Below are 24,290 nucleotides of genomic sequence, written 5' to 3' on the forward strand. Positions count from 1 at the left end.
GCCCGTGGGGGTGGAGGGGGCGGCAGGGGCGTCGGTCAGCGATGGGCCGGGGTGAAGACCAGTTGCTGGTCGGTCGGCGAGTAGCCGCTCAGGGTCACCGTCGGGCCGTGGGTCGGCAGGGATGGGTCGGGGAACTCGGCCGGGACCGGCTTGCGGCCCTCGGGCCGCCGGTCCACCGTCGGGAAGTCCAGGGGGAAGGGCGCGCCCGTCTCGATCAGCCGCCGATAGAAGTCCAGCCACCGCGAGTTGTCGAAGCTGACGGCCGCGATGACGCGGCCCTGATGGCCGTACACCCCGATGAAGCGCCGCTCGTCCGGTGAGCCCTGGGTGATCATGATCTCGTCGCCCATCGAGGGCACGCCGACCGACTTGATGTTCACCCCGAACTGGGAGGACCAGAAGGAGGGCACCCCCATGTGGGGGCGGCGCTCCGCGCTGACGCTGATCATGTTGTGCGCGGCGATCTCCGCCTGTGCCACGGCGTTGCCCCAGTGCTCCAAGGACAGGAACTGGTAGTTGAACAGGGCATTCGGGGAACGCGCGACGTCACCGGCGGCGTAGATGTCGTCCGTGACGATGCCACGGATGTCGAAGGCCCGGCAGCCCGCGTCGCAGGCGATACCGCGGGGGCCGGCGCCGAGCCCGGAGCCTGCCAGCCACTCGGTGTTACGGATCGCTCCGAGGGAGACGACCACGACGTCCGCCTCGACGACGCTGCCGTCGGAGAGATGGGCCGACCGAACCCGGCCCGCCGCGTCGCCCTCCAGCGCGGTGACCGTGACGCCCGTACGCAGATCCACGCCGCTCTCGCGGTGCATCTCCGCCGCGACCGTGCCGATCACGCCGCCGAGCGCGCCCACCAGCGGAGCGTCGGCGCGCTCCGTCACGGTGACCTCGATACCCCGGTCACGGCAGGCCGAGGCGATCTCCGAACCGGTGAACCCGGCGCCGATGACCAGGACCCGACGGGGTGAGGCCTCCATCCGCCGGTGCAGCCGCACCGCGTCGTCACGGGTCCGCAGCGCGAAGACTCCGTCCAGCTGGGCTTCCGCCTCGACCGGCCAGGGCCGGGCGCGCACGCCGGTCGCGATCAGCAGCCGGTCGTACTCCACCGCGTCCCCGTCCGCCAGGAGCACCCGCTTGGCCGCCATGTCCAGACCGCTCGCGGCGACGCCGAGCCGCCAGGTGGCGTCGATCTCCCGCCGCCGGGGCAGCTCGGTGTGGACCGGCGAGGCCTTGCGCAGCAGGACCGCCTTGGACAGCGGGGGCCGGTCGTACGGCTCGTACGGCTCGTCTCCGATCAGGGTGAGCGAACCGGCGAAGCCCTCGGCTCGCAGGGTCTCCGCCGCCCGCAGCCCCGCCAGCGACGCCCCCACGATCACGATCCGGCCCTCGCGCCTCAGCCACTCGTGGAAATCCTCAACGGACATCGGACGGCTCCTGCCCGGACTGAACGCCCTGAGCGGAGCGAGCGGACCCCCCGGGCTGCCCGGGGGCGTGGTCCGCTTCGCCCAGGCCCTCCGCCATGATGGCCTGCACGGGGCAGGCCGCGACCGCGCGCGCCACCTTCTCCCGGTGCTCGTCCTCGGCATGTGGGTCGTATACGAGGGACTCGTCACCGTGCATCGTGAACACTTCGGGCGCGAGGAAGGCGCACTGCGCGTATCCCTGGCATCTGTTGAGATCGACGACAAGCCTCATCCGTGCTCCGGTCTTCCGCGGCCAGGTCCCAGGAAGCCTGGGTTCGACGGCGGCCTCGGACAGCGGTCATCTCCCCCTGACCAGCATGGGAGCCGCAGCGGGTTCCGCGCCCGCCGAGGGCCGCCGAAGGAGTGGCCCACCGTGCGACGAGCGGTGGGCGCACGGGCCGAGGCCATGCAGCGGTGACGGCTCCACGTCTGCGTCGGGGCCGACAGAACCTGGTCGCTTCGGCGCGCCGCGGCACGGCACACTGTGCGGGTCCATCGCGCGAACGGAGACTCGATGTCCGGCCCGAACGACCCGAACGACCCGAACGACCTGACCGATCCGACCGATCCGGCAGGTACCGACGCCCCGACGCATCCGGAGTACCCGGTCCGGACGAAGCGGCTGAGGCTGCGGCCCGTGCGCAAGGACGACCTCGAAGCCATCCACGCCCACCGCTCGTTGCCCGAGGTCGCGCTCTACCTGCCGCACGAGCCGCACACCCGCGAGGCGACCGCCGAGATGATCGAACGCGTCATGGCGGGGGAGGCGCTCGCCAACCCCGGCGATTGGCTCAACCTGGCCGTGGAGAACGAGGAGGGCCGGGTCGTGGGTGAGGTGCTGCTCCGGCGTGAGCCCGACGAACCGGAAACCGGCCAGGTGGGCTTCGCCTTCCACCCGGACGTACACGGCACCGGCATCCCCTCCGAGGCCGTCGCCGCCGCGCTCGACATCGCCTTCGAATCCTTCGGCTGGCACCGTGTGATCGGGATCTGCGACATCCGTAATCAGGCGTCCGCCGCCCTGATGCGCCGCATAGGCATGCGCCACGAATCCGTCCTCCGCGACAGCACCTTCTTCAAGAACGCCTGGTGCAGCGACTCGGTGTTCGCGGTCCTCGCCCACGAGTGGCGCAGGACCCCGCCTCGTTCCACGGACGAACGGGCCGTCGACACGGCGGTCTCCGTCTTCCTCGCCGCGTTCACCCGCCGCGCCGGCGAGCCGGTCAGCCTGGACGCGGCCAAGGCCGTTCTCGCGCCCGAGGCGGTGATCGAGTACGCGGCGCAGGACGGGCAGGTGACCCGGATGGACGTCGACGAGTTCCTGGTGCCACGTCAGGCCTACCTGAACGGACCCGAGTTGACCGACTTCGAGGAGTTCGAGGTCAGCTTCTCCACCGTCGTCGGCGCGGGACGCGCGCTGCGGTCCTCGCTCTACCACAAGCACGGCATCCGCGACGGCAAGCCCTTCGCCGGATGGGGGCGCCAGCACTTCGAGCTCGCCGCCGACGCATCAGGGGACTGGCGCATCCGGTCCCTCACCTGGACCGACGATCCCGAACAGCGCGACGACGCCCGGGCGTGACCCCGGTCGCGGAAACCCCCGGCCGACGCACAGCCGGTCGCGGGGCTTTGGCACACTGACGCCGATCCGATCTCGGTCACGACAAGGAGCGGCACACGTTGAGCGTCAGCGTCGCAGGACAGATAGACATCGCGGGACCGGTGGGCAAGCTGCTCCACCGGCGCCCGCTCAAGAACGCCACGGTCATGCAGTCGTTCGGCATCGAACCCGTGTCCGGTGACATCTTCGCGCTCCAGCTCATGGAGGGCGCACTTCAGCTCCCCGGCGAGGCCTCGGCGATCAACGGGGCCACACGGTCCGAACGGGGAGACCTGTGCCTCACCCGGCTCTCCCCGTCCGGCTCGATCACCGGGTACATGTACCTGCGTGGCTTCGGACATGGAGTGAACCTCGGTGTGGAGAACCGTAACGGGGACATCTGGCTGTGGACCGAGACGGACTCCACCCCGAACTCGGCGAATCCGCCCGAGGGCTTCGGCAAGGCTGTGACCAGCTTCGAGTTCCGTACCGGCACCGTCCTCGACCACGGCTCCTCGCTGCACACCCCGCCGTACACCCCCGACCCGGCCGCCCGCTTCATCACCCCCACCATCGACCGCAGCGCCAACGAGCTCGTCCTGCGCTTCTCCCTCAACGGCGGCACGCACTACGAGCGGTACGACCTGGCCAAGGCGGCAGCAGGTGACTGGGAGCCCCGCCAGCGGCTCACCCCGGCGCTTCCGGCGGGAACCTTCCAGGGGTTCGCCTCCCACGACGGCGTCCTCTACACCTGGCAGGGCTGGGGGCTGAACAAGGTCGCGTGGCCGGGTGACAACTACCTCACCGCGTTCGAGTGGGCCACCGGCACCATGCTGGACCGGCAACACATCACCGCCGGCCCCGGTCTGGATCACCGCGAGCCCGAGGGCATCACCGTCTCCGTACGCAACAGCGTGCCGCACCTGCACTTCGGCTACGCCTGCGATCCCGGCCCGCGCACCTGCACGATCATGTCGCTCTCCGCAGCGCCCGAGACCGACGGCGTGAAGGTGCTCACCGACTGGCAGCCGATCACGCTCGCCTCGGGAGTCACCGCCGACCAGAACGCCCCCAAGGGGCGGCTCATCAGCATCGCCGGTACGACCACGCTGCAGCTCAGCGGCGGGGTCAAGGGCAGCTTCGACGGCGACACCGTCATCGGCACCCTGCCCGACGCGCTCACCCCGAGCATGCCGATCCGCGCGAACGTGGCGCGGAACAACAACGGAGGCTACTGCGTCGCCCGCGTCGAGGCGGACACCGACCGCCAGCTGCGGCTCTACGGTGGCCGCACCACCAACGTCATCACCTGGGCGCAGCTGGACAGCTTCAGCGCCGTCTGGCGCTGACCTCCCTCGTTCTTCCCCTCGTTCAACTCTTCTGGCCAAGGAGCCGATCCGCCATGTCCAAGACCCCCAACCGCCGCAGCATTCTCGGCGCCGCCCTCGCCGTGCCCGCCGCCGCGGCCGCCGGCAACCTGATCGCCGCCACCCCGGCCGCCGCGGCCGGCGTCGTGGCCGACGCCTGGACCGACCTCGTCCTGGAGCCCGGCGTCACCGCCCAGGCCGGTGCCACCCCGCAGGTCCGCCTGATCACCATCGCCGACACCACGTTCCTCCAGGCGCGCGGCGCGATCACCTGCAACCTGGCCGCCGACGCCAAGATCGCCACCATGCCGGCCGGCCTCAAGCCCACCTGGTACGTGCGTGCCGCGACGACCCGCAACAACAGCCAGGGCATCAACGCCTGCCGCTTCGAGGTCAACACCGCCGGATCCGTAAGCGTCTACGGCGCCAACGCCGGAAACCCCATCACCTGGGTCCAGTTCGACTCGGTCCAGACGATCTGGCGCTGAGCCGGTGCCCCGGGGCCGGCCTCCGCGTAGCCTGAAGCGCATGAGGCAGGACGCCGACCCCGGGCTCTTCGGTCCCGATTCCGTCACCTGGCAGCTGCACGGCGACCCGGTGATGTGGATCGCCGGCGTCCGTGCCCTGTATCTGCAGGCGCTGCACCCTGTCGCCGTGCGCGGCGTGATGATCAACAGCGACTTCAGGAAGGACGCCTGGGGCAGGCTCCTGCGCACGGCGAACTTCGTCGGAACGATCAGCTACGGCACCACCGAAGCCGCCGAGGCGGCAGGCGCCCGCGTGCGGAAGATCCACCGGCTGCTCGGCGTCGACGACCCCGAACTCCTGCTCTGGGTGCACTGCGCCGAGGTCGACTCGTACCTCTCCGTCGTCCGCCGCTCCGGCATCCCCCTCACCGACGCGCAGGCCGACCGCTACATCGACGAACACCGCACGTCCGCCCGGCTCGTCGGGCTCGACCCGCGCGAGGTGCCCGCCACGGCCGACGAGCTCGCCGGCTACTTCGACGCCGTACGGCCGCGGCTCGCCGCCGGGGAGGACGCGCGGACCGTCGACGCGTTCCTGCGCCGCCCCCCGGTCAAACCCGCCCTGCGTCCGGCGCGCGAGATCGTCTGGCGGCGCGTGGCCGCACTCGCCTACGACGCGCTGCCTCCCTACGCCCACGCGCTGTACGGACGGCCCGCACCGCCGCCCGACACCGTCACGTACCGGCTCACCGTGGCGGCCAATCTGCTGCGCTGCATCCCCGCCCGGCTGCGCTGGCGGCTGCCGCCAGGTCACATCTTGAACGCGATGGCCCGTCTGGGCCCCGCCACGCGCCCCGCCCCGTACAAACTCCGCAGCCAGACGGCCATACTGGACGAGCCGGGGAGGGCGCAGCGAATCGACGGGGGCGACAGCACGCGATGGCGGAAACCAGGCTGATCCAGGGCCGGTACCGGCTGCACGACGTGATCGGACGCGGGGGCATGGGCGAGGTGTGGCGTGCCACCGACGAATCGCTCGGGCGGCGCGTCGCGGTCAAGTGCCTCAAGCCGCTGGGACCGCAGCAGGACGCGAACTTCGTGACGGTGCTGCGCGAACGCTTCCGCCGCGAGGCACGCGTCGCCGCCTCGCTCCAGCACCGCGGGGTCACCGTCGTCCACGACTTCGGCGAGTCCGACGGTGTCCTCTTCCTCGTCATGGAGCTCCTGGAGGGCCACAACCTCAGCCAACTCCTGGAGGAGAACAAGCAGCACCCGCTGCCGGTGCCGGACGTCGTCGACATCGCCGAGCAGGTCGCCGACGCCCTCGCCTACACCCACCGGCAGGGGATCGTGCACCGCGACCTCAAGCCGGCCAACATCATGCGGCTCGGCGACGGCGCCGTGAAGATCTGCGACTTCGGGATCGCGCGACTGGGCGCCGACATCGGCTTCACCTCCCGCCTCACCGGCACCGGCATCGCCATGGGCACCCCGCACTACATGTCGCCCGAGCAGATCAGCGGCGGTGAGGTCGACCACCGCAGCGACCTGTACTCGCTGGGATGCGTCCTGTACGAGATCGCCACCGGCGCCCCGCCCTTCGACCTCGACGACGCCTGGGCCGTCCTCGTCGGCCATCGCGACACCCCACCCGAGCCGCTGCGCACGCACCGCGCCGAACTCCCCGACTACCTGGACCGGATCGTTCTCGATCTCCTCGCCAAGACGCCGGAGGGGCGGCCCACCGACGCGACCGACCTGCGTCGTCGGATCGTCTCGGCACGGACCGGACCGCAGCGGATCCCCGCGGAGGTACGGGTGCCGGAGGCGGCCGCGCCCCGACTCCCCTCCTGGGCCGGCCGGATGACCCACGGCCACCGGGCCACGGGCGCCTCCCGCGCGCTGCGGACCGTGCCCTTCGACCCGGCCGCCGGGCTCACGGGGGAGTGGACGAGCGCCTCCCGCGCCCTCCCCGCGCCGGACCGGGGCGTCCCGGGGCCCGTCCCGTCCCTCGAATCGCCCGCGCGGGGCGTCGTGCCGAGGTCCACCCCGTCCCCCGAACTGCTCGCCGTACTCGCCAGCCGGCACAAGGCCGGGCTCAGTCTCGGCCGGCTCGGCCGCTGGGAGGAGGCGGAGGACGTGCACCGGTCCGTCGCCGAGGACCGCGAACGGGTCCTCGGACCCGACCACCCGGAGACCCTCACCAGCCGGTACGAGCTCGGCTTCACGCTCAGTCGGCTCTCCCGCCCCGCCGACGCCCTGCGCGCCTTCGCCCGGGTCGCCGAGGCCCGCGAGCGCGTCCTCGGACCCGACCACGCCGACACCCTGGCCGCCCGCCAGGAGACGGCGTACGTGCTCGGGCGCCTCGGGCGGCATTTCGAGGCGCACCAGGTGTACGCGGCGGTGCTCGCCTCCCGCGAGCGCACCATGGGCCCTGACCACCCCGACACCCTGCGCTGCCGCCACAACCTGGCGTTCAACCTGGGGCGGCTCGGGCGCCTGGACGAGTCGTACCGGATGGCCCGCGAGGTGGCCGAGGCGCGTACCCGGCTGCTCGGCGACGAGCACCCCGACACGCTGGTGACCCGCTACGAAGTGGCGTACACCCTCGGGCAGTTGGAGCGCTGGCCGGAGGCGCTCGCGACGTACCGGGACGTCGCCTCCGCGCGTGGTTCCGTGCTCGGTCCCGACCACCCCGACACCCTCGCGGCCCGCTACGAGGTCGGCATCAGTCTGGGCCGGCTCGGCCGGAGCGCCGAGGCCCTGGAGCTCTACCGCGACCTGGTCGACGCGCGCACCCGTGTGCACGGCCCGGACGACCCCGAGACACTGCGCGCCCGCCATGGTCTCGGCGTCAACCTCGGCCGGCTCTCCCGCTGGGAGGAGGCCGTCGAGGAGGCCCGGGAGGTGTGCGCGATCCGCGAGCGGGTCCTCGGCGCAGATCATCCCGACACGCTCGTCAGCCGCCGCGAGATCGCCGTCGGTCTCGGCTGGCTGGCCGACTGGGCCGCCGCCCTCTCGGTCTACCGCCAGGTCGCCGACGCCCGTGAGCGCGTTCTCGGTGCCGACCATGCCGACACCCTGGCCAGCCGCCATGACGAGGCCCACTGCCTGGAACAGCTCGGCCGCCACGCGGAAGCCGTCGACCTCTACCGGCGCGTCGCCGCACTCCGCCGGACGGACGGAGAGCGGAACACGTCCTAGACGCGGGGTTCCGCGGGCGATCTTCGCGTGTTAGCAAGAGGCATGACCCCACAGCGCTCGTACGACGCCGTCATCGTCGGCGGTGGCCACAACGGACTGGTCGCCGCCGCCTACCTGGCCCGCGCCGGACGCACCGTCCTCGTCCTGGAACGCCTCGGCTCCACCGGTGGCGCGGCCGTCTCCACTCGGCCCTTCGACGGGGTCGACGCCCGGCTCTCCCGGTACTCGTACCTCGTCTCGCTCCTGCCACCGAAGATCGTGCGCGAGCTGGGGCTGAAGTTCGCCGTGCGCAAGCGGTCCATTTCCTCGTACACCCCGAAGGGCGACAGCGGGCTGCTCGTCGGCGGTGGCCCCGACCGCACCCGCGCCTCCTTCGCCGCGCTCACCGGCTCCGACCGGGAGTACGAGGCGTGGCAGGCGTTCTACGGCCGTACGGGACAGGTCGCCGAGCGCGTCTTCCCCACGCTCACGGAGCCGCTGCCGACCCGCGAGGAGTTGCGCGCCCGGGTGGCCGACGAGACCGCCTGGCGGATGCTCTTCGAGCAGCCCATCGGCGTCGGTGTCGAGGAGAACTTCACCGACGACCTCGTCCGCGGTGTCGTCCTCACCGACGCGCTCATCGGCACCTTCGCCGACGCCCACGACCCCTCGCTGCTCCAGAACCGCTGCTTCCTCTACCACGTCATCGGCGGCGGTACGGGCGACTGGGACGTCCCCGTCGGCGGCATGGGAGCACTCACCGACGCCCTCGCGGACGCCGCCCGCGCCGCCGGCGCGGAGATCCGCACCGGTCACGAGGTCACGCGGATCGAGACCGACGGCACCCGCGCCGAGATCACCTACCGCACGGCGGAGGGCGAAGGCGTGGTCGCGGCGGAGCACGCACTGGTGAACGCCTCTCCGCAGGCGCTCGCCGCCCTGCTCGGCGAGACGCCCCCGCCGCCCGCCGAAGGGGCCCAGCTCAAGGTCAACATGCTGCTCACCCGGCTTCCGAAGCTCCGGGACCGGTCCGTCGACCCGCGCGAGGCCTTCGCGGGCACCTTCCACATCGCCGAGGGGTACGGGCAGTTGGCCACGGCGTACGCCGAAGCCGCCGCCGGCCGGCTGCCGAGCGCACCGCCCTCCGAGATCTACTGCCATTCGCTGACCGATCCGAGCATCCTCGGCCCGGAGCTCGCCGAGCGCGGCTACCAGACCCTCACGCTCTTCGGTCTGCACACCCCCGCCCGGCTGTTCGCCGCCGACAACGACACCGCGCGCTCCACGCTCCTCAAGGCGACACTCGCCGAACTCGACGCCGTACTCGACGAGCCGCTCGCCGACTGCCTCGCCGTCGACGCGGAGGGCCGACCCTGTATCGAGGCGAAGACCCCGCTCGACCTCGAACGCGACCTGCGGCTGCCCGGCGGCCACATCTTCCACCGGGACCTCTCCTTCCCCTACGGGGAGGAAGGCACCGGCCGCTGGGGCGTCGAGACCGCGCACGCCAACGTCCTCCTCTGCGGCGCGGGTGCCGTCAGGGGCGGCGGAGTGAGCGGCATCCCCGGCCACAACGCGGCGATGGCGGCGCTGGGACGATGAGAGGGGTCGCCCGGGCCGCCCCCGACTGTGGCGTGAAGCTCACCTGTGGCCGCGCTTAAGAAAACCTCGATGGACCCCGATGCAGGACATACGGAAGATTCTCTTCGAGGATCTTGGGCGCGAACCCGTGCCCGAACCCCGTAGGTCACAGGACACGCACGTCGGGAGCCAAGGCATTGAAGGCGCTGGTCAAGCAGAAGGCGGAGCCGGGACTCTGGCTCACGGACGTACCGGAGCCGGAGATCGGCAGCGGAGACGTACTGATCAAGGTCAAGCGCACCGGAATCTGCGGTACGGACCTCCACATCCGCTCCTGGGACGGCTGGGCGCAGAAGACCATCGCCACGCCGCTGACCCTCGGCCACGAGTTCGTGGGCGAGGTCGTCGAGATCGGCCGTGACGTCGCGGACATCGTGGTCGGCGACCTGGTCAGCGGCGAGGGCCACCTCGTCTGCGGCAAGTGCCGCAACTGCCTGGCCGGCCGCCGCCACCTCTGCCGCGCCACCGTCGGCCTCGGTGTCGGCCGCGACGGCGCGTTCGCCGAGTACGTCGCCCTGCCGGCGTCCAACGTGTGGGTCCACCGCGTCCCCGTCGACCTCGACGTCGCCGCGATCTTCGACCCCTTCGGCAACGCCGTGCACACCGCGCTGTCGTTCCCGCTGGTCGGCGAGGACGTCCTCGTCACCGGCGCGGGCCCGATCGGCATCATGGCGGCGGCGGTCGCCAAGCACGCCGGCGCGCGCAACGTCGTCATCACCGACGTCAGCGAGGAGCGTCTCGCCCTCGCCCGCAAGGCGGGCGTCTCGCTCGCCCTGAACGTCGCCGAGCAGAGCATCGCCGACGGTCAGCGCACGCTGGGCCTCAAGGAGGGCTTCGACGTCGGCCTCGAGATGTCCGGCAACCCGCGCGCCATGCGCGACATGGTCGCGAACATGACCAACGGCGGCAAGATCGCCATGCTGGGCCTGCCCAGCGAGGACTTCTCCGTCGACTGGGCGAAGATCGTCACCTCCATGATCACCATCAAGGGCATCTACGGCCGCGAGATGTTCGAGACCTGGTACGCCATGTCCGTGCTCCTGGAGGGCGGGCTCGACCTCGCCCCGGTGATCACCGGCCGCTACGCGTACACCGACTTCGAGGCCGCCTTCGACGACGCCGCGTCCGGCAAGGGCGGCAAGATCATCCTCGACTGGACCACTGGAGCCTGAACATGTTCGATTCCGTACGCGACGACCTCCGCACCACCCTCGACGAGATCCGCGCCGCCGGACTGCACAAGCCCGAGCGCGTCATCGGCACGCCCCAGTCCGCCACCGTCGCCGTCACCGCCGGGGGACAGCCCGGTGAGGTGCTCAACTTCTGCGCCAACAACTACCTCGGCCTCGCCGACCACCCCGAGGTGATCGCCTCCGCCCACGAGGCGCTCGACCGCTGGGGCTACGGCATGGCGTCCGTCCGCTTCATCTGCGGTACGCAGGAGGTGCACAAGGAGCTGGAGGCGCGACTGTCCTCGTTCCTCGGCCAGGAGGACACGATCCTCTACTCCTCCTGCTTCGACGCCAACGGCGGTGTCTTCGAGACGCTCCTCGGCCCCGAGGACGCCGTCATCTCCGACGCCCTCAACCACGCCTCCATCATCGACGGCATCCGCCTCTCCAAGGCCCGCCGCTTCCGGTACGCCAACCGCGACATGGCCGACCTGGAGCAGCAGCTCAAGGAGGCCACGGAGGGCGGCGCCCGCCGCAAGCTGGTCGTCACCGACGGCGTGTTCTCCATGGACGGCTACGTCGCCCCGCTCGAGGAGATCTGCGACCTCGCCGAGCGCTACGACGCCATGGTCATGGTCGACGACTCGCACGCCGTCGGCTTCGTCGGCCCCGGTGGCCGCGGCACGCCCGAGCTGCACGACGTCATGGACCGCGTCGACATCATCACCGGCACCCTCGGCAAGGCCCTCGGCGGCGCCTCCGGCGGATACGTCGCCGCCCGCGCCGAGATCGTCGCCCTGCTGCGCCAGCGCTCCCGCCCGTACCTGTTCTCGAACACCCTCGCCCCGGTCATCGCCGCCGCCTCCCTCAAGGTCCTCGACCTGCTGGAGTCGGCCGGTGACCTGCGCGACCGGCTGCGCGCCAACACCGAGCTGTTCCGTACCCGGATGACCGCGGAAGGCTTCGACATCCTCCCCGGCGACCACGCCATCGCGCCCGTCATGATCGGCGACGCGTCCGAGGCGGGCCGGATGGCGGAGCTGCTCCTGGAGCGCGGGGTGTACGTGATCGGCTTCTCGTACCCCGTCGTTCCGCAGGGCCAGGCCCGCATCCGCGTCCAGCTCTCGGCGGCCCACTCCACCGAGGACGTGAACCGCGCGGTGGACGCCTTCGTCGACGCCCGCGCAGCCCTGCGGAGCTAGTCGCGCAGCCTGCGACACTAGGGGCATGATCGAAGCGCGGCGGCTGCACATCCTCCGTGCGGTGGCCGACCACCGCACGGTCACGGCGGCTGCCGCCGCGCTCTATCTCACCCCCTCCGCGGTCTCCCAGCAGCTCGCGGCCCTGGAACAGGAGACCGGCCACCGGCTCGTCGAGCGCAACGCCCGCGGGGCGCGGCTCACCCCGGCCGGCGAGATCCTGCTCAGCCACGCCAACGCCGTCCTCGCCCAGCTGGAGCGCGCCGAGTCCGAGCTCGCCGCCTACGGCTCCGGTGAGGCCGGCACGGTCACGGTGGCGGCCTTCGCCACCGGCATCGGCCTGGTCGTCGCGCCGGCGATCACCGGCCTCGCCCGCACCTCGCCCGGCATCCGGGTACGGGTACGGGACGCCGAGGGCGACGAGAGCCTGCTGATGGTCCTGGACCGGCAGGTCGACGTGGCCGTCGCGGTCGAGTACCGGGGTGCGCCCGGCGAGGACGACGCCCGGCTCACCCGCGTGCCGCTGTACGCGGAACCCTTCGACGCCGTCCTGCCCCCGGGACACCCGCTGGCGGCGGGCGACCGGGTCGCGCTCGCCGACCTCGCCAAGGACGCCTGGATCGGGCAGTCCGCCGGCAACCCCTGCCACGACGTGACCGTCCTGGCCTGTGAGTACGCGGGCTTCGCACCGCGCCTCGAGCACTCCTCCGACGACTTCCGGGCCGTGGTCGCCCTCGCCTCCGCGGGGGCGGGCGTGGCGCTCGTACCGCGCTCGGCGCTGAGCGGTATCGCACCCGACGCGGCGGTGATCCGGGCGGTCGACGGCGTCGCCCCCACCCGCCGTGTCTTCGCGGCGGTACGGCGAGGGGCCGAGGACCACCCCCTGATCAGCCCGGTGCTCGACGCCCTGCGCGCAGCCGCGGAACCGGCCGGCTGACCGGCGCACCCGGGCGGCCGCTCACGTCGGGGGCCGACACCACTGGGGCGGCCCGCACGCGTCGGGGGCCGACACCACCGGGGCGGCCCGCACGCGTCGGGGGCCGACACCACCGGGGCGGCCCGCACGCGTCGGGGACCGACGACACCCGGGCGGCCCGCCACGTCGGGGACCGACACCACCGGGGCGGCCCGCACGCGTCGGGGCCGACGCCGGGCGGCGCCCCATCGCGTGGCGCATCCTCCCGGGCCTGCCCATCATGGGAGGGAACGCCGGATCTCCCCAGGAGGCGCCATGGCCGTCACCGAAGGCACCGTGCCGTTCCGCGGCTTCCACACCTGGTACCGGGTCGTCGGCAGGCTGCCCGCTCCTGACGGGAAGCTGCCGCTCCTCGTCGTGCACGGCGGCCCCGGCCTGCCGCACGACTACCTGGAGGATCTCGCGGCGCTCGCCGACGGCGACGGGCGTGCCGTCGTCTTCTACGACCAGCTCGGGTGCGGCAGGTCCCACCAGGCCGAGGATCCGGCCCTCTGGACGCTGGAGACGTTCGTGGCGGAGATCGACGCCCTTCGGAAGGAGCTGGGGCTCGACCGCGTCCATCTGCTCGGCCACTCCTGGGGCACCCAGGTGGCGCTCACGTACATGCTCGGCAAGCCGTCCGGCGTGGCAGGCCTCGTCCTGGCGGGCGTCGTCGCCGACGCACCGTCCTACGCCGCCGAAGCGCGCAGGCTGAAGGACTCCCTGCCCGCCGAGGAGCGCGAGGTCATCGACCGCTGCGAGGCGGAGGGGACGACCGACGACGATGCCTACCTGGGCGCCACCATGGCCTTCTACCAGCGGTGGCTCTGCCGCCTGGACCCCTGGCCCGAACATCTCGTGCGCTCCGTGCTCACCATGCGGGAGGACGTGAACGCGGCGCTGTGGGGCCCGGAGTGGAACGTCACGGGCAGTCTGAAGGACTGGAGCGTCACCGACCGCCTCGGGGAGATCGACCTGCCCGTTCTGGTGACCTCGGGCCGCTTCGACATGGTGACCCCCGACGTGGTCCGTCCCGTGGTGGAGGCTATTCCGGGCGCCGAATGGGCGCTCTTCGAGAAGAGCGCCCACATGGCCTCCGTCGAGGAGCCGGACCACTACCGCCAGGTGGTGGAGGACTTCCTCTCCCGGGTGGAGGGGGTGCGGCCGGAGGCGTCCGAGAGGTGACGGTCCCGCGGGCGGGTCAGTCCGCCGACCTGGTCCAGCCCACGGCCTCGATACGGGACCCGTCGGCCGGCCGCGCCTCGTCGAACACCCGGCGCCCGGAGGGGCCCAGGACCCGTAGACCGTCCACATACACCCCGCGCCCGACGTAGAGCCTGTCCGTCGTGTACCGCCAGCGCAGGCGCACGGCGGCGGACCCCCAGGCCGTCAGGTCGGCGACGGCCTCGTGCCAGACGCGCCCGGACCAGCCGCTCACCGAGCCCGCCGGACGCTCCTGCGGCTGCTGCCCCTTCCGTACGGTGGTGAAAGGCACCGGGCTCCAGGTCGCACCGTCGTCCGTCGACGCCTCCAGGAAGGCGGCGTCCGGGCCCGGTTCGGTGTCCCACCACAGGGCGCACTCCAGTCGGCCCGTGCCGCTGAGCGGAGGCAGCGTCAGCGTGGCGGTCGTCGTGCTCGCCATGCCCGAGAACCATGGGAGTCCCCCCTGCCCATGCGAGGCCGAGAGCTCGGGTGAGGTCCGCCCGCCCGGCGCCCGGACCGGGACCGCGCGGGCCAGGTTGTTCGCCGCGGCGACACGGGGTGCGGAGCCGGAGCGCCAGGTCCTGACGGGGTGGACGGAGTTGCCGAGGACGACGAGGAACGCGTCCGTCGTCGGGTCCAGGACCAGACTCGTGCCCGTGAATCCGGTGTGACCCGCCGTGCGCGGGGTGGCCATCGCGCCCATGTACCAGTGCTGGTAGAGCTCGAAGCCGAGGCCGTGCTCGTCGCCGGGGAAGGCCGTGTTGAAGTCGGTGAACATCAGCTCCACGGACTCGGCGGAGAGGATGCGGGCGTGGCCGTACGCCCCGCCGTTGAGGAGGGTGCGGGCGAGTACGGCGAGGTCCCAGGCGCAGGAGAAGACCCCGGCGTGGCCGGCGATCCCGCCGAGGCTGTACGCGTTCTCGTCATGGACCTCGCCCCACACCATGCCCCGGTCGAGGCCGGACCAGGGGAGCCGGGAGTCCTCCGTCGCCGCGATCTTCGGTTTCCAGGAGAGCGGCGGATTGAAACGTGTGCGGTGCATCCCGAGTGGAGCGGTGATCTCGGTTCGGAGCAGTACATCCAGAGTGTGACCGGTGATCTCCTCCAGGATCAGTTGAAGGGAGATCAGATTCAGATCGGAGTAGAGGTACTTGGTTCCGGGCGGACTCGGCAGGGTCTCGTTCCACAGCAGCCGCAGCTTCCCCTCCCGCGTCGGCTCCTTGTACAGCGGGATCCAGGCCCGGAACCCCGAGGTGTGCGTGAGCAGCTGACGTACCGTGACGTCCTGCTTCCCGCCGCCCCCGAACTCCGGCAGGTACGCGGTGACCTTCGCCTCCAGATCCAGGGCTCCGCGCTCGATCTGCTGCACGGCCAGGATCGAGGTGAACAGCTTCGAGACGGACGCGAGGTCGAAGACGGTGTCCTCCGCCATCGCGATCTGCTGCTCCGCGGGCAGCTCGATCCCGCTGTCCGTCGTCTCGTCGTAGCCCGCGTACCGCACCGCCGTCCCGATCGGCCGGTGCAGCGCGACCGTTCCGCCCCGCCCGGCCAGCAGCACGGCGCCCGCGTACCACGGGTGCTTCGGGGAGGGCCCGAGGAACGCCTCGGCGTCGGCGACAAGCCGGTCGAGGTGGGCGGGCAGCAGCCCGGCCCGCTCGGCGGACCCGTGCCGCAGGGTCGTCCGCCCGCCCCGGGGCGCGGCGGCCGCGGCAGCCCCCGGAATCGAGCCGACCATCACCGCACCTCCCAGGGCGAGAAGCCCGCCGCCGAAAGCCCGGCGGCTGAGTCCCCGGCCCGCCGTGTTCCGAGCCGGAACACCTGCCGATTCCTCCGTCATCCCTACCCTCTCCCACACCTCTGAAAGAATCCTTCGGCCACACGCGCAACGCCTGAAACTTTCTTACCGGGGTGAGGGCGAGTCAAGGAAGCGGGTGACAGGGCAAAGAATCTGACACTGCATCAGAAAATCTCTTCCCTCGGGCGTTCCGCTACGGCATCCTGCCGCCCATGAAGACGGAGCTGAGCCAAAAACTGGGGATCGAGCACGCCATCTTCGGCTTCACGCCCTTCCCCGCGGTGGCCGCCGCCATCACCAGAGCCGGCGGATTCGGCGTCCTCGGCGCGGTGCGCTACACCGCCCCCGACGACCTCGCGCGCGACCTCGACTGGATGCAGGAGCACACCGACGGCCTGCCGTACGGCCTCGACGTCGTCATGCCCGCGAAGAAGGTCGAGGGGGTGAGCGAGGCCGACGTGGAGGCGATGATCCCCGAAGGGCACCGGGAGTTCGTCCGTACGACCCTCGCCAAGCACGGCGTCCCCGAGCTCGCCGAGGGCGAGGCCTCCGGCTGGCGCATCACCGGCTGGATGGAACAGGTCGCCCGCAACCAGCTGGACGTCGCCTTCGACTACCCCATCAAGCTCCTCGCCAACGCCCTCGGCTCGCCGCCCGTCGACGTCGTCCGGCGGGCCCACGACCACGACGTCCTCGTCGCGGCCCTCGCCGGCAGCGCACGGCACGCCCGGCACCACGCCGAGGCCGGCATCGACGTCGTCGTCGCGCAGGGCTACGAGGCAGGCGGCCACACCGGTGAGATCGCCTCCATGGTCCTGACGCCCGAAGTCGTCGACGCCGTCTCCCCGCTGCCCGTCCTCGCCGCGGGCGGCATCGGCAGCGGCGAACAGATCGCCGCCGGGCTCGCGCTCGGCGCCCAGGGCGTCTGGCTCGGCTCCCTCTGGCTCACCACCACCGAGGCCGACATGCACTCCCGTGCCCTGACCGCGAAACTCCTCGCCGCCGGCTCCGGCGACACGGTCCGCTCCCGCGCGCTGACCGGCAAGCCCGCCCGTCAGTTGCGCACCGAGTGGACCGACGCCTGGGACGACCCGGACGGCCCCGGCACCCTTCCGATGCCGCTGCAGGGGCTGCTGGTCGCCGAGGCCGTCTCCCGTATCCAGAAGTACGAGGTCGAGCCGCTGCTCGGCACACCCGTCGGGCAGATCGTCGGCCGGATGAACTCCGAGCGCAGCGTGCAGCAGGTCTTCGACGAGCTCACCAGCGGGTTCGAGAAGGCCATCGACCGCATCAACCGCATCGCCGGACGGAGCCAGTGATGAGCGAGCCGACCAACGGTTTCTGGTCCCAGGCCACCGCCGACCCCTCCCGTACGGTGCTCATCGCGCCGGACGGCGAGGAGTGGACGGCCGGACGGCTCCACGCCGACGTGAACCGGCTGGTCCACGGGCTGCGCGCGGCCGGTCTTGAGCGGGGCGACGTCTTCGCCGTCGTCCTGCCCAACGGGGTCGAGTTCCTCACCGCCTATCTCGCCGCCTCCCAGGCCGGGTTCTATCTCGTCCCCGTCAACCACCACCTCGTCGGGCCGGAGATCGCCTGGATCGTCGCCGACTCGGGCGCCAAGGTGCTCATCGCCCACGAGCGGTTCGGGCCCGCGGCGACCGCCGCCGCCGACGAGGCGGGCCTGCCCGCGACCCACCGCTATGCCGTGGGCTCCGTGCCGGGCTTCCGCCCCTACGCCGAACTCCTCGACGGGCGCCCGGAGTCCGCCCCTGAGGACCGCACCCTCGGCTGGGTCATGAACTACACCTCCGGCACCACAGGCCGACCGCGCGGCATCCGCCGCCCGCTGCCGGGCAAGCTCCCCGAGGAGACGTATCTCGGCGGCTTCCTCGGCATCTTCGGGATCCGGCCCTTCGACGGCAACGTGCACCTCGTCTGCTCGCCGCTCTACCACACGGCCGTTCTGCAGTTCGCCGGCGCCGCCCTGCACATCGGCCACCCGCTCGTCCTCATGGACAAGTGGACCCCCGAGGAGATGCTGCGGCTCATCGACGCGCACGACTGCACCCACACGCACATGGTCCCGACCCAGTTCCACCGGCTGCTCGCGCTGCCCGAGGAGGTACGGAGCCGGTACGACGTCTCGTCCATGCGCCACGCCATCCACGGCGCCGCCCCCTGCCCCGACCACGTCAAGCGGGCGATGATCGACTGGTGGGGGAGCTGTGTGGAGGAGTACTACGCGGCGAGCGAGGGCGGCGGCGCCTTCGCCACCGCCGAGGACTGGCTGAAGAAGCCGGGAACGGTCGGCAAGGCGTGGCCCATCAGCGAGCTCGCCGTCTTCGACGACGACGGCAACCTCCTCCCGCCCGGCGAACTCGGCACCGTCTACATGAAGATGACCACCGGCGGCTTCTCGTACCACAAGGACGAGGCGAAGACCGCGAAGAACCGCATCGGCGACTTCTTCACCGTCGGCGACCTGGGCGTCCTCGACGAGGACGGATACCTCTTCCTCCGTGACCGCAAGATCGACATGATCATCTCGGGCGGCGTCAACATCTACCCCGCCGAGATCGAGTCGGCGCTCCTCACCCACCCCGCCGTCGCCGATGCAGCCGCCTTCGGCATCCCGCACGCAGACTGGGGCGAGCAGGTCAAGGCCGTCGTCGAAGCTGCCGAGGGCCACGAGCCGGGCGAAGCCCTCGCCGCCGACATCCTGGCGCACTGCGAGGAGCGACTCGCCGGCTACAAGCGCCCCAAGTCGGTCGACTTCATCACCACCATGCCCCGCGACCCCAACGGCAAGCTGTACAAGCGCCGGCTGCGCGAACCGTACTGGGAGGGGTACGAGCGCCCGCTCTAGCCGGCCTCCGTCCCGGGTCACGTAGGGTCGAAGTGTCGTGAGTCCCGATCCTGGAAGGCGTGTTCCCGCTGTGCGCTATCGACTCTTCGGCCGTACCGGCCTGCGCGTCTCCGAACTGATGCTGGGTGCCATGACCTTCGGCGAGGAGGCCGGGGCCGGGGTCTCGCCCGAGGAGTCACGCCGGATCGTCGATCTGTACGCCGACGCCGGCGGCAACGCCATCGACACCGCGGTCAACTACCGGGGCGGCGAGAGCGAGACGATCCTCGGCGAGGCTCTCGCCAGCCGCCGTGACCGGTTCGTCCTGGCGACCAAGTACACCGTCACCCGCGACGCCACCGACCCCAACGCCGGCGGCAACCACCGCAAGAACCTCGTCCTCTCCCTGGAGACCAGCCTCAAGCGGCTGCGCACCGACTACATCGACATCTACTGGGTCCACATCTGGGACCAGCACACGCCGATCGAGGAGACGATGAGCGCCCTCGACGCCGCCGTCCGTTCAGGGAAGGTCCTCTACGTCGGCATCTCCGACGCCCCCGCCTGGGTCGTCTCCCGCGCCAACACGCTGGCGGAGTGGCGCGGCTGGCAGCCCTTCGCGGGCCTCCAGGTGCCCTACAGCCTGCTCCAGCGCGACATCGAGCGCGAACTGCTGCCGATGGCGGAGTCGTTCGGTATGAGCGTCACCGCCTGGAGCCCGCTCGCAGGCGGCGTCCTCTCCGGCAAGTACACCCGACCGGGCGGGCCGGGCGCGACCGCGCGGCTCTCCGCCGACTCGCTCTCCGACCGGGACCGCGCCGTGGCGCGCGCCGTGCAGGACGCCGCCGACGACCTGGGTGTGACGCCCTCGCAGGTGGCACTCGCCTGGGTCCGCTCCCGCTCCCGGGCCGTTCTTCCGATCGTCGGCGTCCGCTCGGCGGACCAGCTCAAGGACAACCTCGGCGCACTCGACGTGACGCTGCCCCAGGAGATCGTCGAGCGTCTGGAGGCGGCTACCGACTTCACCCGCGGCTTTCCCCACGACTTCATCGACGGGACCAGCCCGTGGGTGTTCGGCGACAGCTTCCCGAAGCTCGACGGGCGGCAGCTCGGCTGACCGCAAGGCCGCTGCCCGCTCCCCCGCTGCCGTGTGCCGGACGGCCGGGTCGCCCAGCGGCCCCATAGGCCGCACATGGGTGAATGTCTCCTATATGGCAGGATGCAGGGCATGAGTTCGAGCGCGGGACTGACACGGCAGTGGACGACATGGGGACCGGTCGTGGCGGCCGTGGTCCTCGGGCTTGCGTGGGGACGTGGTCTGCCCGGCTTCGTCGTCGGGCTCATCGCCGCCTGTCTGTTCGCCGCCGTCCTGGCCGCCGTCCACCACGCCGAGGTCGTCGCCCACCGCGTCGGCGAGCCCTTCGGCTCGCTCGTCCTCGCCGTCGCCGTCACGGTCATCGAGGTCGGACTGATCGTCACCCTGATGGCGGGCGGCGGCGAGAAGACCTCCACCTACGCCCGGGACACCGTCTTCGCCGCCGTCATGATCACCTGCAACGGCATCGTCGGACTCTCGCTCCTCGTCGGCGCCCTGCGCAATCGCGTCGCCGTCTTCAACGCCGAGGGCTCCGGCGGCGCCGTCGCCACCGTCTGCACCCTCGCGACGATGACCCTGGTCCTGCCGACCTTCACGACCAGCCATGCCGGCCCCGAGTTCTCCGGCGCCCAGCTGGTTTTCGCCGCCGTCGCCTCCATCTGTCTGTACGGAGTGTTCGTGGCCGTCCAGACCTTCCGGCACCGCGACTACTTCCTTCCCGTCGCGCGCCCGGGCCATGAGTCCGAGGACGACCACGCCGATCCGCCGACCGACCGGGAGACCTGGGCGAGCCTCGCCCTCCTCGTTCTGGCGCTCGTCGCCGTCGTGGGACTGGCCAAGATCATCTCGCCCACCATCGAGGACGGTGTCGAGTCGGCCGGTCTGCCCAAGGCCGTCGTCGGTGTGATCATCGCCCTGATGGTGCTGCTCCCCGAGACGCTCGCCGCCGTGCGCGCCGCGCGCCGGGATCGGATGCAGACCAGCCTCAACCTCGCCTACGGCTCCGCGATCGCGAGTATCGGCCTGACCATCCCGGCGATCGCGCTCGCCTCGATCTGGCTGTCCGGGCCCCTGGTCCTGGGCGTCGGGGCGGTCCACATGGTCCTGCTCGTGCTCACCGCCGTCGTGAGCGCCCTGACCGTGGTGCCCGGACGGGCCACCCTGCTCCAGGGCGGCGTCCATCTCTCGATCTTCGCCGCCTTCGTCTTCCTGTCGTTCAGCCCGTGAGGTCGGCCGGCCCCTGAGGTGGCATGCTCCGGGGGCGTGGGCCCAAGGCGCCGGGCCCGCCCCGGTACTTGACCCGCCCCTCCGGGCCCACCGAGGATCCAGCCATGGAACGACTCCTCACCCGGACCGTCGACGGCGTTCTGCGCATGAGCGCGCAGCGCACCCCCGAGCGGATCGCCGTGCGGTACGGCGACCGCTCCTGGACCTACGCGGAGCTGGACGCGGCCGTGACCACCGCGGCCGCCGTGCTGCGGGAGCGGTACGGGCTGGTGGAGCGGGCCCGCGTCGCGACCTACGCCCACAACTCCGACGCCTATCTGATCGCCTTCCTCGCCTGCTCCCGCGCGGACCTGATCCACGTCCCGGTCAACCACCACCTCACCGGCGAGGACCTCGACTACATCCTGCGCCAGTCCGGCAGTTCGCTCGTCCTCGCCGACCCCGCGCTCGCCGACCGGGTCCCTGCCGACCTGACCGTACGGGCGCTGCGGGACACCGAGGACTCGTTCCTCACGGCGCTCGCCGAACCGGACACGTACGACACCGACCGCGACGCGCGCGAGTACGTCCAACTTCTCTACACCTCCGGGACGACCGCGCTGCCCAAGGGCGCCCGGATGACCCACCAGGCCCTGGTCCACGAGTACGCCAGCGCCATCGAGGCGCTCGACCTGCACGAGGACGACAAGCCGGTCCACTCGCTGCCGCTCTATCACTCCGCGCAGATGCACGTCTTCCTTCTGCCCTACCTGGCCGTGGGCGCCGAGAACACCATCGTCGACGGGCCCGATCCGAAGGTGCTCTTCGACCTGATCGAGGCGGGCCGCGCCGACAGCTTCTTCGCGCCGCCGACCGTCTGGATCGGCCTCTCCAACCACCCCGAGTTCGCGAGCCGCGACCTCTCCGCCCTGCGCAAGGCGTACTACGGCGCCTCGATCATGCCCGTGCCGGTCCTGGAGCGGCTGCGCGGCCGACTGCCGGGGCTGCGCTTCTACAACTGCTTCGGGCAGAGCGAGATCGGTCCCCTCGCCACCGTCCTCGGCCCCGACGAGCACGAGGGCCGGATGGACTCCTGCGGGAAGCCGGTCCGCTTCGTGGAGGCCAAGGTCGTCGACGAGGACGGCGAGGAGGTCCCGGACGGCACCCCCGGCGAAATCGTCTACCGCTCACCGCAGTTGTGCGACGGCTACTGGGAGAAGCACGACGAGACCAGGGAGGCGTTCCGCGGAGAGTGGTTCCGCTCCGGCGATCTCGCGGTGCGCGACGCGGAGGGCTACTACACGGTCGTGGACCGGGTGAAGGACGTCATCAACTCCGGGGGAGTCCTGGTCGCCTCCCGACAGGTCGAGGACGCCCTCTACACCCATCCGGGAGTCGCCGAGGTGGCCGTCGTGGGTCTGCCCGACGAGCGCTGGATCGAGGCGGTCACCGCCGTCGTCGTCCCCAGGAGCGAGGTCACCGAGGCCGAACTGCTCGCCCACGCACGCGAGAAGCTCGCCCACTTCAAGGCCCCGAAGAAGGTCCTGTTCGTGGACGAGCTGCCGCGCAACGCCAGCGGGAAGATCCTCAAGCGGGAGCTGCGCGACCGCTTCGCCGCCTCTTAGAGTCGTGCCCCGTACGCACCACGTCCCGGCCATCTCCGGGGGGAGCCGGCCGCACGGCACGGCTCCCCCCGGAGATGTGCTCAGTGCTCGCCGCGCAGGTCCACGATCCGCTTGATCTTGCCCACGGACCGTTCCAGCGTCTCGGGGTCGACCACCTCGACCCCGACCGAGACGCCGATCCCGTCCTTGACCGCCTGCGCGATCGCACGGGCCGCCTCCGCGCGCTGGTCGGGGGTGGCGTCGGGCCGCGCCTCGGCCCGTACCGTCAGTGCGTCGAGCCGTCCCTCCCGGGTCAGCTTCAGCTGGAAGTGCGGGGCGACCGCCGGCGTGCGCAGCACGATCTCCTCGATCTGGGTGGGGAAGAGGTTCACCCCGCGCAGGATCACCATGTCGTCACTGCGGCCGGTGACCTTCTCCATCCGCCGGAACACCCGTGCCGTGCCCGGCAGCAGCCGCGTCAGGTCCCGGGTGCGGTAGCGGATGACGGGCATGGCCTCCTTGGTGAGCGAGGTGAAGACCAGTTCGCCCTCCTCGCCGTCCGGCAGCACCTCGCCCGTGAACGGGTCCACGATCTCCGGGTAGAAGTGGTCCTCCCAGATGTGCAGCCCGTCCTTGGTTTCCACGCACTCCTGCGCGACGCCCGGCCCCATCACCTCCGAGAGCCCGTATATGTCGACGGCGTCGAGGGCGAACCGCTCCTCGATCTCCCGCCGCATCGCCTCCGTCCACGGCTCCGCGCCGAAGACGCCGACCTTGAGCGAGGTGGTCCGTGGATCGATGCCCTGCCGCTCGAACTCGTCGAGCAGCGTGAGCATGTACGAGGGCGTCACCATGATGACTTCCGGCTTGAAGTCCTGGATCAACTGGACCTGGCGGGCCGTCATGCCGCCGGATGCCGGGATGACCGTACAGCCGAGCCGCTCCGCGCCGTAGTGCGCGCCGAGTCCGCCGGTGAAGAGGCCGTAACCATAGGCCACATGGACCTTGTGGCCGGGCCGCACGCCGGCCGCGCGCAGAGAGCGGGCGACCACGTCGGCCCAGGTGTCCAGATCGCGTTCGGTGTAGCCCACCACGGTCGGCCGGCCGGTCGTGCCGCTGGAGGCGTGGATGCGCCGGACCTCGGACTGGTCGACGGCGAACATGCCGAAGGGGTAGTGGTCCCGCAGATCCGTCTTGGCGGTGAACGGGAAGCGGGCGAGGTCGGCGAGCGAGCGGCAGTCGTCGGGGTGGATGCCCGCCTTGTCGAAGGACTGCCGGTAGAAGCCGACGTTCTCGTACGCGTGGTGCAGGGTGGCCCGCAGGCGTTCCAGCTGGAGCGCCTCCAGCTCCGCGCGTCCGAGCCGTTCGCCGCTGTCCAGCAGATCCGTCATGTGCCGCCCACTCCCGTCCGTACGCCCTGAACATCCGAAATCGGACTACCGATCATTCGGTAGATCCGTTCGAGGCCAGTAAATCCGGCCGGAC

19 protein-coding genes are annotated in these 24,290 nt (G+C 71.5%); 15 read left to right on the plus strand and 4 right to left on the minus strand.

The features are described 5' to 3' along the window. Window positions 1-35: 35 nt before the first annotated feature. Both ACZ561_RS02945 and ACZ561_RS02950 read right to left on the minus strand, forming a co-directional pair. Entirely contained in the window at window positions 36-1,430 is a 1,395-nt protein-coding gene (locus tag ACZ561_RS02945; protein ID WP_470988859.1) for an NAD(P)/FAD-dependent oxidoreductase, read from the minus strand. Continuing rightward, the gene (locus ACZ561_RS02950; RefSeq protein WP_470988862.1) at window positions 1,420-1,701 is read right to left on the minus strand and encodes a ferredoxin; all 282 of its coding nucleotides are present in this window, start codon (window positions 1,699-1,701) and stop codon (window positions 1,420-1,422) included. The genes ACZ561_RS02945 and ACZ561_RS02950 overlap by 11 nt, the downstream gene beginning before the upstream one ends. Window positions 1,702-1,983: 282 nt before the next feature. On the opposite strand from ACZ561_RS02950, the gene ACZ561_RS02955 reads away from it, so the two are divergent. The 10 genes from ACZ561_RS02955 to ACZ561_RS03000 all read left to right on the plus strand — a co-directional run bounded on the left by ACZ561_RS02955 (window position 1,984) and on the right by ACZ561_RS03000 (window position 14,238). Further along, complete coding sequence (locus tag ACZ561_RS02955) at window positions 1,984-3,051, plus strand: GNAT family N-acetyltransferase (protein ID WP_470988864.1); 1,068 nt, start codon at window positions 1,984-1,986, stop codon at window positions 3,049-3,051. A 98-nt stretch (window positions 3,052-3,149) separates the two neighbouring features. Continuing rightward, entirely contained in the window at window positions 3,150-4,418 is a 1,269-nt protein-coding gene (locus ACZ561_RS02960) for a phage baseplate protein (RefSeq protein WP_470988867.1), read from the plus strand. Window positions 4,419-4,471: 53 nt separating this feature from the next. Beyond that, window positions 4,472-4,924, plus strand: coding sequence for a hypothetical protein (locus ACZ561_RS02965; RefSeq protein ID WP_470988870.1), 453 nt, complete (start codon window positions 4,472-4,474; stop codon window positions 4,922-4,924). Window positions 4,925-4,964: 40 nt separating this feature from the next. Beyond that, window positions 4,965-5,861: an oxygenase MpaB family protein gene (locus tag ACZ561_RS02970; RefSeq protein ID WP_470988873.1), complete on the plus strand. Its 897-nt coding sequence runs from the start codon at window positions 4,965-4,967 to the stop codon at window positions 5,859-5,861. Then, a complete protein-coding gene (locus ACZ561_RS02975) occupies window positions 5,843-8,107 on the plus strand; it encodes a serine/threonine-protein kinase (RefSeq protein WP_470988875.1) in 2,265 nt (754 codons plus the stop codon). The genes ACZ561_RS02970 and ACZ561_RS02975 overlap by 19 nt, the downstream gene beginning before the upstream one ends. Before the next feature lie 42 nt (window positions 8,108-8,149). Then, window positions 8,150-9,688, plus strand: a complete 1,539-nt coding sequence (locus ACZ561_RS02980; protein WP_470988878.1) for a phytoene desaturase family protein — start codon at window positions 8,150-8,152, stop codon at window positions 9,686-9,688. Between the two features lie 176 nt (window positions 9,689-9,864). Beyond that, window positions 9,865-10,899: an L-threonine 3-dehydrogenase gene (gene tdh, locus ACZ561_RS02985; RefSeq protein ID WP_470988880.1), complete on the plus strand. Its 1,035-nt coding sequence runs from the start codon at window positions 9,865-9,867 to the stop codon at window positions 10,897-10,899. 2 nt (window positions 10,900-10,901) lie between these two features. Then, the gene (locus ACZ561_RS02990; protein WP_470988883.1) at window positions 10,902-12,101 is read left to right on the plus strand and encodes a glycine C-acetyltransferase; all 1,200 of its coding nucleotides are present in this window, start codon (window positions 10,902-10,904) and stop codon (window positions 12,099-12,101) included. Between the two features lie 25 nt (window positions 12,102-12,126). Next, a complete protein-coding gene (locus ACZ561_RS02995; RefSeq protein ID WP_470988886.1) occupies window positions 12,127-13,035 on the plus strand; it encodes a LysR family transcriptional regulator in 909 nt (302 codons plus the stop codon). A gap of 294 nt (window positions 13,036-13,329) precedes the next feature. Further along, window positions 13,330-14,238, plus strand: a complete 909-nt coding sequence (locus ACZ561_RS03000; protein ID WP_470988888.1) for a proline iminopeptidase-family hydrolase — start codon at window positions 13,330-13,332, stop codon at window positions 14,236-14,238. Between the two features lie 16 nt (window positions 14,239-14,254). Here the strand turns inward: ACZ561_RS03000 and ACZ561_RS03005 are convergent, their stop codons facing one another. Continuing rightward, window positions 14,255-16,093, minus strand: a complete 1,839-nt coding sequence (locus ACZ561_RS03005; protein ID WP_470988891.1) for a serine hydrolase domain-containing protein — start codon at window positions 16,091-16,093, stop codon at window positions 14,255-14,257. Window positions 16,094-16,263: 170 nt separating this feature from the next. Here ACZ561_RS03005 and ACZ561_RS03010 point away from each other — a divergent pair, with 170 nt between their 5' ends. The 5 genes from ACZ561_RS03010 (at window position 16,264) to ACZ561_RS03030 (ending at window position 22,826) form a co-directional block, all read left to right on the plus strand. After that, window positions 16,264-17,370 carry an NAD(P)H-dependent flavin oxidoreductase gene (locus ACZ561_RS03010; RefSeq protein WP_470988893.1) on the plus strand — a complete coding sequence of 369 codons (1,107 nt, stop codon included), beginning with the start codon at window positions 16,264-16,266 and terminating at the stop codon, window positions 17,368-17,370. Beyond that, window positions 17,370-18,920: an acyl-CoA synthetase gene (locus tag ACZ561_RS03015; RefSeq protein WP_470988895.1), complete on the plus strand. Its 1,551-nt coding sequence runs from the start codon at window positions 17,370-17,372 to the stop codon at window positions 18,918-18,920. The genes ACZ561_RS03010 and ACZ561_RS03015 overlap by 1 nt, the downstream gene beginning before the upstream one ends. Before the next feature lie 70 nt (window positions 18,921-18,990). Continuing rightward, entirely contained in the window at window positions 18,991-20,016 is a 1,026-nt protein-coding gene (locus ACZ561_RS03020) for an aldo/keto reductase (RefSeq protein ID WP_470988897.1), read from the plus strand. A gap of 111 nt (window positions 20,017-20,127) precedes the next feature. Then, a complete protein-coding gene (locus ACZ561_RS03025) occupies window positions 20,128-21,222 on the plus strand; it encodes a calcium:cation antiporter (protein ID WP_376430414.1) in 1,095 nt (364 codons plus the stop codon). A 104-nt stretch (window positions 21,223-21,326) separates the two neighbouring features. Continuing rightward, window positions 21,327-22,826 (plus strand): fatty acyl-CoA synthetase, encoded by a 1,500-nt coding sequence (locus ACZ561_RS03030; protein WP_470988899.1) that lies wholly within the window; start codon window positions 21,327-21,329, stop codon window positions 22,824-22,826. Window positions 22,827-22,906: 80 nt separating this feature from the next. On the opposite strand, the gene paaK is transcribed toward ACZ561_RS03030, so the two are convergent. Further along, window positions 22,907-24,196, minus strand: a complete 1,290-nt coding sequence (paaK, locus tag ACZ561_RS03035) for a phenylacetate--CoA ligase PaaK (protein ID WP_470988902.1) — start codon at window positions 24,194-24,196, stop codon at window positions 22,907-22,909. Window positions 24,197-24,290 lie beyond the last annotated feature (94 nt).

It is taken from the genome of Streptomyces sp. NPDC039609 (assembly GCF_055596705.1).